Source organism: Sodaliphilus sp. (genome assembly GCF_045598405.1).
Taxonomy (GTDB): Bacteria; Bacteroidota; Bacteroidia; order Bacteroidales; family Muribaculaceae; genus Sodaliphilus; species Sodaliphilus limicaballi.
This window is the reverse complement of record NZ_JAZLLZ010000173.1, coordinates 1-11,247: the sequence shown is the minus strand read 5'-3', so window position 1 is coordinate 11,247 and position 11,247 is coordinate 1. Positions and strand designations below refer to the sequence as shown.

13 protein-coding genes are annotated in these 11,247 nt (G+C 48.5%); 5 read left to right on the top strand and 8 right to left on the bottom strand.

Annotation, left to right across the window (positions count from 1 at the left end; genetic code table 11):
• The 3 genes from ACKI3C_RS11840 to ACKI3C_RS11830 form a co-directional block, all read right to left on the bottom strand.
• The coding region (locus tag ACKI3C_RS11840; protein ID WP_407405305.1) for an aldo/keto reductase at positions 1-744 on the bottom strand (744 nt) is incomplete at its 3' end.
• Between the two features lie 11 nt (positions 745-755).
• Entirely contained in the window at positions 756-1,274 is a 519-nt protein-coding gene (locus tag ACKI3C_RS11835; protein ID WP_407405303.1) for an ECF transporter S component, read from the bottom strand.
• Positions 1,275-1,286: 12 nt separating this feature from the next.
• Positions 1,287-1,706, bottom strand: a complete 420-nt coding sequence (locus tag ACKI3C_RS11830) for a DUF1893 domain-containing protein (RefSeq protein ID WP_407405301.1) — start codon at positions 1,704-1,706, stop codon at positions 1,287-1,289.
• Positions 1,707-1,817: 111 nt separating this feature from the next.
• On the opposite strand from ACKI3C_RS11830, the gene ACKI3C_RS11825 reads away from it, so the two are divergent.
• A complete protein-coding gene (locus ACKI3C_RS11825) occupies positions 1,818-2,228 on the top strand; it encodes a hypothetical protein (protein WP_407405299.1) in 411 nt (136 codons plus the stop codon).
• A 587-nt stretch (positions 2,229-2,815) separates the two neighbouring features.
• On the opposite strand, the gene ACKI3C_RS11820 is transcribed toward ACKI3C_RS11825, so the two are convergent.
• The gene (locus tag ACKI3C_RS11820; RefSeq protein WP_407405297.1) at positions 2,816-3,196 is read right to left on the bottom strand and encodes a hypothetical protein; all 381 of its coding nucleotides are present in this window, start codon (positions 3,194-3,196) and stop codon (positions 2,816-2,818) included.
• Between the two features lie 168 nt (positions 3,197-3,364).
• Between ACKI3C_RS11820 and eptA the strand changes: the two genes are divergently transcribed.
• Positions 3,365-4,906: a phosphoethanolamine--lipid A transferase EptA gene (gene eptA, locus ACKI3C_RS11815; RefSeq protein ID WP_407405295.1), complete on the top strand. Its 1,542-nt coding sequence runs from the start codon at positions 3,365-3,367 to the stop codon at positions 4,904-4,906.
• Here the strand turns inward: eptA and ACKI3C_RS11810 are convergent.
• The 4 genes from ACKI3C_RS11810 to glpK form a co-directional block, all read right to left on the bottom strand.
• Positions 4,896-5,567: a phosphatase PAP2 family protein gene (locus ACKI3C_RS11810; RefSeq protein ID WP_407405293.1), complete on the bottom strand. Its 672-nt coding sequence runs from the start codon at positions 5,565-5,567 to the stop codon at positions 4,896-4,898. The genes eptA and ACKI3C_RS11810 overlap by 11 nt on opposite strands.
• A 390-nt stretch (positions 5,568-5,957) precedes the next feature.
• Positions 5,958-6,704, bottom strand: a complete 747-nt coding sequence (locus ACKI3C_RS11805; RefSeq protein WP_407405291.1) for a hypothetical protein — start codon at positions 6,702-6,704, stop codon at positions 5,958-5,960.
• Between the two features lie 25 nt (positions 6,705-6,729).
• The gene (locus ACKI3C_RS11800; RefSeq protein WP_407405289.1) at positions 6,730-7,440 is read right to left on the bottom strand and encodes an MIP/aquaporin family protein; all 711 of its coding nucleotides are present in this window, start codon (positions 7,438-7,440) and stop codon (positions 6,730-6,732) included.
• 92 nt (positions 7,441-7,532) lie between these two features.
• On the bottom strand, positions 7,533-9,017 hold the full coding sequence (gene glpK / locus ACKI3C_RS11795) for a glycerol kinase GlpK (protein ID WP_407405287.1): 1,485 nt from the start codon (positions 9,015-9,017) through the stop codon (positions 7,533-7,535).
• A 240-nt stretch (positions 9,018-9,257) separates the two neighbouring features.
• Here glpK and ACKI3C_RS11790 point away from each other — a divergent pair, with 240 nt between their 5' ends.
• From ACKI3C_RS11790 to ACKI3C_RS11780, 3 genes are read left to right on the top strand one after another with little or no spacing between them, the layout of a single operon-like run.
• On the top strand, positions 9,258-9,782 hold the full coding sequence (locus ACKI3C_RS11790) for an RNA polymerase sigma factor (protein WP_407405285.1): 525 nt from the start codon (positions 9,258-9,260) through the stop codon (positions 9,780-9,782).
• A 12-nt stretch (positions 9,783-9,794) separates the two neighbouring features.
• Positions 9,795-10,232, top strand: coding sequence for a hypothetical protein (locus tag ACKI3C_RS11785; RefSeq protein WP_407405283.1), 438 nt, complete (start codon positions 9,795-9,797; stop codon positions 10,230-10,232).
• A gap of 13 nt (positions 10,233-10,245) precedes the next feature.
• Complete coding sequence (locus ACKI3C_RS11780; protein WP_407405281.1) at positions 10,246-10,806, top strand: hypothetical protein; 561 nt, start codon at positions 10,246-10,248, stop codon at positions 10,804-10,806.
• Positions 10,807-11,247 lie beyond the last annotated feature (441 nt).

Here is an 11,247-nt window from a genome sequence, read left to right as displayed (position 1 = left end):
AAGAGTGGTCATTCCGCTCAAAATCACCTGCACTTGGGGCAAGCTACGCACAAATCTAAATGCCCACGAAGCGATGCTCCACTCTGGATGTGCCTCTTTGAGCATCGCGTTGGCTTCGGGCATCAAGTCGGCAAGCCGCCCGCCTCTCACGGGCTCCATGACGACGATGGGGATATTGTTGTCACGCAATATGTTATATTCTTCTTCGGTATGAGAGAAGTTCCAGTCAAAGTAGTTGAGCTGCATCTGCGCAAAATCCCACTGGTGATGACTGACGAATTTTTTGAGCACTTCCGGACTGGCATGCGTGGAGAAACCCAGGAACCTGATGCGGCCTTTGCGCTTTTGCTCCAGGAAATAATCAACAGCCCCTTCATCGATATACCTCTGCGCGGTGCTATCGCCAATGCCGTGCATGAGGTAGAAATCCAGGTAATCCGTACCCAATCGCTGCAACTGCTCTTCAAACATTGTTTTATAGTCCGGAGAAGCATTTATAGTAAATTTCGAAGCCAGGCAATAACTATCCCTGCTGTATTTCTTCAACACTTCACCCAGGAACACCTCGCTGTCACCAGCATGATACACAACAGCCGTGTCGATGTAGGTCACACCTCCTTTTATCGCCTTGTCAATAAGGGTTGAAGCAACCTCACGGTCAATGCGTCCGTCCTTCTCGGGAAGACGCATGGCACCATAACCCAATCGCGACAAACCAAACCCATTGTACTGCTTGTATTCCATTTAGTTGATGATTATTTCTTCAACAAATACTTTAAGACCGCATAACCTCCCAAAATCTGGATAAAAATACCAGGATATCCAAGCCATATGTCTTGCAAAGCAGCCTGCACCGAACCGGTGATACCCCACTCTACCAATCCACCCAACAACTGGTAAGCAACAACAGCGAGAGTAACTCCAAGCAATGCCACACGATTAAATTTTCTAGCAACAACCGAAGCGGCAATGGCAAGAATTGAAGACTTAACAAGGATAATTGGTAATGTGGCAGCAGGTGGCATACCGAAGAAAACATGATTGATCAATGGTGACAAAATCGCAGTAATCAAACCTACCTTCACACCATATTTATATGAAGCGATCAAGGTAAAGAAATAAATGGGCAGTATAATGAGCCCGCCCTTGGGGTAAAGGTGACACAACTGCGGAAAAACAATGTTTCCGATGATAAACAAGGTTGCAAACAAGTATGACTTGCCCTGCGTGAGGCTCATGTTATAAAGAGCCGTTGACGATGATTTGGTATTCATTATATTAAATTATTATTTCAGAATAACACTTTCTAAAAAAGAACCGATTAACATAACAGCCTCGTCGGGGTCATCGGTGTGCAAGGTTAATTTTTCAACGGGACACATGCCGTCACCCGTTCTGTTGACTATATAATCAACGACTTTTTCACACTCAACTTCCATTCCGTTGCTCAAAAGCACCTCTTTCGCGCCTGCACTTATCATGAAGGCATAAACGCATTTCACGCGAGCTTTGACTAACAGCAAAGCAGCCCCGCGGCCTATAACACGGTCGGCAGCAGCACCACCGCTAATGTCAATACCCGACTCCACAACAAGGCGATACAAGTCTATAACACCACGATGCATAAACTTGTGAACGCTGCCGTCGGCACACTTCACAGCACCGCGGCACTCATCGTTCCGAATCAATTCTATCAGTTCATTCATAATTCGCAATGCGAAATTAATAAATTTACTTCACATTGCAAAATTAGAAGCAAACATTTCTAGAAGGACGAGATAAAACAGTAATAACAACCGGGCACTGGCGAGTTGACGGTGTATAGCTCTCACCCGATTGAGAATGGTGCTTTTGTCACTCCGTCGAAGATGCAAGCGAAGGACTACGCTGGTGGCGGCAAGGTGTATTCTGCCAAGGTAAAGACCAGTGACGTGGCATGGATTGACGCAAGCGAGGGTCAGTTGGCGAAGGTGGAGAGAGAACGGAGTAAAGGGTGCGCGCAAATACAACAATGTAACAGATATCAAAAAGCTGTTTACACAATCAAAGCAGAGAACTGGCATACTGGAAAGAAAGGTAATAGCAGGTGTGATGAGGATAAACCTATCTTTGTGAACAATGCGCAGAGGGGTATTGAGGGCATCAAGCAGGAAAAGGCTACAGGTGTGCGATGGCTGGCGATGCAACAAAAGAACGAACCAACAGAATTTCCTGATGTCACTTTATGACCATCCCATGGGGATGGAATATGGTAGCCAGCCATATCGTCCTGCAAATGCAGACCTTCATGGCTGGAATAAAGGAATCACAAGCAAACCATGCCTTTGGGTGTGGGATAAAAATACGAATAATAATATCACATGATGTGGTAGCAAGTTGTTTGCTAATTCGTTATTCCGTACCTAGATGGCACAGGCAATTATTATCTGCTTTTTACAGACATTTAGGCGTACCCATGGCACGCCTGCATGGCTGCCTACCATATCACATCCCCAAAGGGATATTTCACCTATTCTCCCTATCTATTTCTTGCTTCACCAACCAAGAAAATCCGCTGATCCCTTTTTTCATTGTCAACAATAATAAACTCAACTTTTGCTTTTATAGCAATTGTTGCTAATTTATTGTCCGGCAGGACAATACCTGAATACCCCCCACCGTCGGTGGGGGTATAGTATCAACAAGCAGATGCGTCCAGTAGGACGCTAATCGGAGCAAATAGGTGAAATTCAGATGGTTCCATATACTAAAGTTGAGTAATAAAAAACTCATCCGTTCCTATGTAAATAAGAACGGATGAAATAAATCGGAGAAATTACTTTACCTTCGATATTGAGAGGCTTGCGCGTCCTTTCAGGCCGTAGGTGTCGCCCTTGGCCATCAGGAAGTCGATCATGCGACGTGTACGCTTGCCCATGCGGTCCTTAATGACCCACTTGCCATTAAGGTCGGGAGCACTTTCACACTTTACGAGAATCGTGTCGCCCATCTTAAAACCAGCCGCGAACACATCGGGCGAAGCAGCCACCCATTTCAGTTCGCGTTTCTTCAGCTTTTCATTGTCAATGCGGTCGCCGCTTGCTGTGTACCAGCTCAATGACCCTCCAGGGTGATACAGCGTGCCGTTGACGTTGAGCGTTTGTGCCATAGCGCTAAGTCCCATCGCTGCCAGAGCAGCTAAAAATAGATGTTTCATAAGCGGTTTTGGTTTAATTGCGCTGCAAAGTTACGAAAAATTTTTGTAATATCCTAATTTTGAGCAATAAACCCATTTTTACCCCCTGGTTACCCCCTCGTGAATTGATGATTTTTACTTTGTAATCACAATTTTTATTCCTAATTTTGCATTCTCAAAACATCCTATATGAAACTATTCAACTTCTTGAAAAAACAAGTGTCACTGGTGAAGTTTGCCGCCGTGTGCAGCATTCTCAACCTCGTGCTTTACAACATACCCTTTGTCCTGTTTGTAGTTGACCATGCCGACTTTTCTAATGCCTCTCACTGGCTGCTCGTGGCATCGGTGGGGCTGTTGCTTGTCACACTCAATTTCTTCGCCTTCTACCTGCTGGTGTTCCTGTTCAGGGTGGCGGGAAAGGTGTTACTTGCATTATTTGCCCTGCTCAACGGCGTGTGTTCCTACTTTGTGGTCACCTATCACAACTTCATGGACGGTGCCATGATGAGCAACGTGCTCAACACACGTTTCTCCGAGGCATCAGGGTTCTTCACTTGGCAGCTCGTGGTCTTTTCTCTCGTCTTCGGTGTGCTGCCTGCCATACTCTTACTCCTGCAAAGGACTGACCGCGGCACGTGGAAATCATTAGCCAAGTGGACAGGAGGCAGCCTCGCCGTGTCGGTTTTGCTTGTGCTCATCAACTTCAACCAAGTGCTGTGGATAGGAAAATATGAAACCGAGCTGGGCGGACTTGTCATGCCCTGGGGCTACACGGCCAACATGATACGCATGGTCAACGCTCGTTTTGCCGAGCAAAAGGAGGAGATAAAGCTGCCCGACGCACAGTTTACCGACGATGAGAAAAGCGTCTTGGTGCTCGTTATCGGCGAGTCGGCACGCAAGGCCAACTTCCAGCTCTACGGCTATGACCGTCCCACTAATCCCAAGTTGAGCGAACTCACCGACTTGCACGTATTCAATGCACGCTCTTGCGCCACCTACACTACCGCAGGTGTGAAGAGCATTCTGGAATATAAGGAGACCAGCGACCTCTATGAGATTCTCCCCAACTATCTCTTCCGTACCGGGGCCGACGTGGTGTGGCGCACATCCAACTGGGGTGAGCCTCCCGTGCACATCAAGGAATACCTCAAGAAAGAAGACCTTGCTGCTACCTACCAATGGGACAACCCCGACCACGACGAACTGCTCACGCAAGGGCTCAAGGAACGCATCATGAGCAGCGACAAGAACAAGGTGTTCATCGTGCTGCACACCAGCACCAGCCACGGGCCAGAGTACCAGACGCACTACCCTGCACAGTTTGAGACATTCACCCCCATTGCCGATAATGTGGAAGACGCTCGCAAGGACTTGAAGAAACTCCACAATGCCTATGACAACACCATCGTCTATACCGACCACATATTGCGCGGCATCATTGACTCGCTGCGCACTCTCGACGGCTGGCATGCAGCGATGATCTACGTGTCGGACCACGGCGAGTCTCTTGGCGAGGACGGACTGTTCATGCACGGCGTGCCCATGTCCATCGCACCGAGCGAGCAATATGAAATTCCTTTCCTGCTATGGCACAACGACTCAACCCGCACGGTTGCCAACCCGCAACAGCCCATCGACCAGCACCACGTGTTCCACACAGTGATTGACTGGTTCAACGTGAAAACTCCTGTTCACGACAAGCAGAAATCCCTGTTTAAGAATTAGGAATGATTTTATTATACTTGTTGAGGACGTAATACACGGCGCATGGTATAGACACGCCCACTAGGCTGCCCACACACACATCGAGCAGGAAGTGCTGCGACAGATAGATGCGTGAATAACCACCCAGGGCGGCAAGCAGCAGCAACCCTATCAGTGATAAGACATGCGCAGCTTGGCGTTGTGCAGTGGGTTGCGATGCGCGACGGGTGTAGTAATGCGTCAGCAGCAACGCGCACGTGGTGAAGAACACGAAAAATGCCGATGTGTGGCCCGAGGGGAACGAATGATGCTGATGCAACTTCACGCCCTCAACCACAGGAAGCACATTGCCAATCTCATTCTCGCCGAAGTACAATGCCGGGCGAGGCATGTCAAACGAACGCTTTAATATCTGTATAGGTAACACCGCGCTCAATTCCGAGATGAGATACATGATGCTCCACCACCTCACCTTCTTGAACAGCAAGGGTGTCGCCGCAATCACATATATGGGCCACTCGGCAAGGGTGGAATACAGCCGGATAAACACATCGCCAGCCGCCGAGTGGCAGCTATTGAGCATCACATGCAACTCTCCTTTAGGAACCGTGAGCAACAGCGACAGCATCACCCCGAACAGCACTACATAACCCGCAATATAAGGACTAAATGATTTCTTCATAACTAAAGCATTATTTTTTTATTGTTGTCTGGTAAAAAAAGAAAATATTTTTATTATAATTTTTATGCTTCGCTTAGAAAATAGCTTGCTCTGCAAGCAAAATGGAATTACCTCACAGATAGTGTATTATCATTTTGAGGACAGAGTCCTCCATTTTAAGGGAGGTTCGCTGGTCGCGGCACGGGCTTTGCCCACTTACCGCTGCTCACTCCCTTGAGCACGGTTCTTGGCATGAGCCATATAAACTAAAAAAATCATTTTCTTTTTTTTATTCTATACCAAGCCATATAATTTTTTCAAAATGCAAAGTTACAACCTTTCCCTCAATCCCGCAAAAAAATCCCCACCCCATGCGAGGTGAGGATTATAATGAGGATGTGATTCCTGATTTTAGAGGTTCACAAGTGTCACTGCTGCACGGAAGTAACCCTTGTTGGCATCAGGATTCCACATGCCGCCCACTGTGATGGGCAGGGGATAGTTCTTGATTTTCAACTTATAGGTTACATTCAGGCGCACGTCAACAACGCTAAAGTTGTGCTCAGCACTGTAGAAGTTGCCGTCAATGCCGTCCTCAGGGCTGAGTGCGAATGATGCACCCACGCTGGGAGTAACGTTCCATTTCTCACTGTCATAAGCGGTAACAGCAGCGTTGATGAATGTTGAGTACAAGTTCTTCGTGCCTGTAACACCGCGGTCACGGCCAGCAATCACTGTGTTCCATGACAGGGTCAAGGGCACCTTGGTTGTTGCACCGAAGTTGTAAGCCACGCCAGCATCAATAAAGTGAGATGTCTCATTCACTTTGTAGTTAAAAATCTTGTGGTTGCCGGGAGCTGCGTCACTGAAGTTGTAGATATCCCACACGCTTGCGGTGAAGCCCTTGTTGGTATAGCTCATGTAGTAGTCAAACTCCTTGTAGTCGCCGTTGAACATGCCACCGCCCCACAGACCCACGCGGAAGTGGTCGTTCTTGTCGCTGAAACTGAGGTCTGCATTATAGGTCAAACCCGAAGACACCTCGATACCACGCCACAAGTGAGAAGTCTCAAGACCAGCACTAGCGTGAATATAGTCGCTTGCCATTGCAGTTGTTGCCATAGCAACCGCTGCAAGTGAAAGAATATATTTCTTCATAGTTGTAATTCTCATTTACTGTTAATTATTGAGCATAGCAGCATGCCATTGCACCCCACAGGAGAGCTGCAGCTGCAGCACCAGCGATAGGAGCAACAACGGGAATCCAGCTGTAACCCCAGTCGCTACCACCCTTGCCGGGGATAGGAAGAACGGCGTGAGCAATACGGGGAGCAAGGTCACGGGCAGCGTTCATTGCATAGCCGGTGGTTGCACCCAGTGACATACCGATTGCAGTGATAACCCAAGTGATGCCCACGAGACCTACCTGACCGCCGAAGTTAGCCATAACGAGGATCGCAAACATGAGCATGAATGTAGCAACGAACTCGCCGAAGAAGTTGATGGGAGTGTTCTTGATAGCGGGAGCTGTGCAGAATACGCCCAGCTTGGTAGCCTGGTCTTCGGTTGCCTTGAAGTGGTCGATGTAGAACAAGTAAACTATAACTGCGCCCACGAAACCACCGAGCATTTGTGCTGCAATGTAACCGGGAACGAGAGCCCACTCAAACTTACCAGCAAGAGCGAGACCGATAGAAACAGCGGGGTTCAGGTGGCCGCCAGAGGGACCTGCGATGAGAGCACCCATCATAACTGCGAGACCCCAACCCAGGGCGATAACTACCCAACCTGCGTTCTGGGCTTTAGACTTGTTCAATGAGCATGCACAGCACACACCGTCACCGAAGAGAACTAACACTAATGTTCCGAAGAACTCAAGAATATAATTTTCCATAATTTATTGTTTAAAAATTAATATTAATTGATAAAGGTTCTAGAATTTCTAGATATATCTAGACTTTCTAGAATTTCTAGAAATAATGAATTTTACTTTGTGAGAGTGCGACCAATAGCGTCGGCCCAGCCCTTCTTTGCAGCCTTGAGAGTTTCGTCCTCGGGCTTGGGAGTGAACTTCTTCTCCTCTTGCCACTGGGTCTTAATCTCTTCGAGGTCTTTCCAGAAGCCCACTGCGAGACCTGCCAGATAAGCAGCACCGAGTGCAGTAGTCTCAGTTACCTTGGGACGGATAACGTCGATACCAAGGAGGTCGGCCTGGTATTGCATGAGCAGGTTGTTGCGAGATGCACCACCGTCAACCTTGAGCTCGGTGAGGGGAGTGCCCAGGTCCTTGCACATTGCATTAGCGATGTCATAGGTCTGGAATGCGATACCATCGAGGGCAGCGCGTGCGATGTGAGCAGCAGTAGTGCCACGAGTGATACCTACCATGGTGCCGCGTGCATACTGGTCCCAATAGGGAGCAGCAAGACCGGTGAGAGCAGGAACGAAGTAAACGCCGCCTGCATCGGGCACGCTTGCTGCAAGTTCCTCAACCTCGCTTGAGCTCTTGATGATGCCCAGGCCGTCGCGCAGCCACTGAACTACCGAACCGCCCACGTAGATTGAACCCTCGAGAGCGTAATCTACGCGGTCGCCAATCTTCCATGCGATAGTAGTGAGAAGGTTGTTCTTTGACACTACGGGCTTGTCACCGGTGTTGAGCATGACGAAGCAGCCTGTGCCGTAAGTGTTCTTGATGGCACCGGGCTCAACACACATCTGTCCGAAGAGAGCTGCCTGCTGGTCACCAGCAACACCGCTGATGGGTACCTCGTGAGCAAAGATGGTAGTCTTGGTGTAACCAAATACCTCGCTGCTTGCCTTAACCTCAGGCATCATGCAAGCGGGAATGCCCAGCAAGTCGAGGAGTTCTTCGTCCCACTTGAGGTCCTTGATGTTGAACACCATTGTGCGCGATGCGTTGGTCACGTCGGTAGCGTGTACCTCGCCGCGAGTGAGGTTCCAGATGAGCCATGTGTCAACGTTGCCAAATCGCAGTTCGCCTCTCTCGGCACGCTCGCGTGCACCCTCTACATTGTCAAGAATCCACTTAATTTTTGTGCCGCTGAAGTAAGCGTCGATGATGAGGCCTGTCTTCTCACGGATCTTGTCAACGAGGCCTTGCTCCTTGAGAGAGTCGCAGTACTCCGCAGTGCGGCGGTCTTGCCACACAATAGCGTTGTAAACGGGTTCGCCTGTAGCAGCATCCCACACGATAGTTGTCTCGCGCTGGTTGGTGATACCGATACCCGCAAGGTCCTTGCCGTTGATGCCCATGGTTGTAATTGCCTCGGCAATCACTGATGCCTGTGATGACCATATCTCTTTAGGGTCATGCTCCACCCAACCCGGCTTGGGGAAGTGCTGGGTAAATTCTTTTTGAGCAACAGAACACATCTGACCGTCGTGGTCAAATACGATTGCACGAGAACTGGTTGTTCCCTGGTCAAGTGATAAAATGTACTTAGCCATAAATGCAGTAAAAGTTTTTAAAGTAAATAATTAGGTTAAATAGGTATTACTCAAACCGTAAGTTTATTTAGGTTTCTTGTATAGTATCTTATTTCCGTTCCAAAATTACGAATTTTCAGCAAATCCTACAATATCCACCGTCACATTTAACAATATTGTAGCATTAAAATATGTTAAATCAATGCCAGCTCCGATTAACCTTATGCACTTTGCTCGTTCTAACTAACAAAAGCAAGATTAATGAACCTATTCACGCGACATAAAAATACGCCAGCCGTCACCTTCGAGCAAGTGCTTGACAAGTTTCAGCAACCGCTCTACTGGCACATCAGGCGCATGGTCCTCTCGCACGAAGACGCTCAAGACATCTTGCAAGACACGTTCATTAATATATATAAAGGACTATCGTCGCTCAAGGACGAGGCAGCATTGAAGGGATGGGTTTACCGCATTGCCACCAACGAATGCCTGCGGCACCTGCAACGGCGGCGAGAAACAGCATTATCAACGATAGGCGACAACGAGTCTCTCACACGAGAACTCATGGAATCGGCCCACGTTGACTACGGCAAGGAGATGGAAGTGAAATTCCAGCAAGCTCTGCTCACGTTGAGCGACAACCAGAGAATGGTTTTTAACTTGAGATACTACGACGAACTTCCCTACCAGGAAATCAGCGCCATCACAGGCAGCACTGTCGAGTCGCTCAAGGTCACTTACCACAATGCCAAAGAGAAAGTAACTAAATATATGATTAACAACTAACAACGCAACTATATGGAATTCGATATTGACAAACTCGACCGAAGCGCACCATTCACCGTGCCCGAGGGTTTCTTCGACACGACGAAGCGCGACATTGAGCAATCAATCGCCCGCGAGCGCAAGCGCACCAGGCGCATGCATCTCATCAGGTGGAGCATGGGGGCAGCAGCGGCACTGGCAGTGGCTGTCACAGCATCTATCGCACTGCACAACACCCAACCAGCGGTTCCTGCACACGGCCTGAATGAACTGCTCGCAAGCAACGGTCAGCAGCAGGTCGCAACAGCCGAGTCAATAGCCACACCGCAAGGCTCTAAAGAAATCACGCAGGCAACACAGCCCGTTGAGAATCTTGAGTCCTACCTGACCGACGACGAACTCGACGAGTGCATCGCTATAAACGATGTAGATGAATTCCTTCACTGTCAAGAATTATTAGAAACACTTTAAAATTTACACTATTATGAAAAAAACATCTCTATTCGCAATGATGCTCGGCATCATCATGGCATTCAGTTTCAACGCTAATGCACAGAACGACAAGAAAGAAAACAAGCGTCAATTCAACCCCGAGAAGATGGTGCAGATGCGCGCAACAAAGATTGCCGAAGACCTGAAACTCGACGACGCCACCACAGCCAAGTTCATCGAGGTTTACAAGGAATATCTCAAGGAGACTCACGAGGTGTTTGCCAAGAACGGCAAACCCATGATGGGCAAGAAGGACGAGAAGGCGCGCAAGACCGACGCCGAGGTCGAGAAGGAAATCAAGGACCAGTTTGCAACAAGCCGCGCTCTCATCGACGTGCGCGAGAAGTACTACAACAAGTTCCGCACTTTCCTCTCTCCACAGCAAATCAAGGTTATCTATGAGAAAGACCGCAACAACGCCTCGCACATGAAGATGGAGAAAAACCGTCGCAACATGGACGGCAAGGGACCTCGCAAGGGACACCGCGACGACATGCACAAGCACCATAAGGGCGACATGAAAGACAACAAAGAAGTAAAGAGCGAGAAATAAGCACACTCGTAACAATAGGTTAAGACGATTTCCCGAGACAATCTCAAAATAATGTCTCGGGATTTTTTTTGCGTTCCGACATTGCTGACGACACTGGAATGTCATCCCTACATCAACTTAACATTTTCGGTAGAAAACTTCTACTGGCGTTTTTACCAGAGCAACCGCATCAAAACATGCCAAAAAACAAAAAAACAACATCTTGTAGGAATATAACTCAACTTTAGCATGTGAAACCATTTGAGCCTCACCCATTTGCTCCGATTAGGGTCCTGCTGGACGCGGTGCGTGTTGCATTTATTCCCCCACCGCCACTTCGAATGTTGGCAAAGGTTCGCTATCCGCGGCACCGGCTTCGCCGACTTACCGCTGCTCACTTTGCCGAGCTCGCTTCGCTCGGTTCGGCGGTGGGGGTTATTCAGGTATTGTCCTGCCGGACAA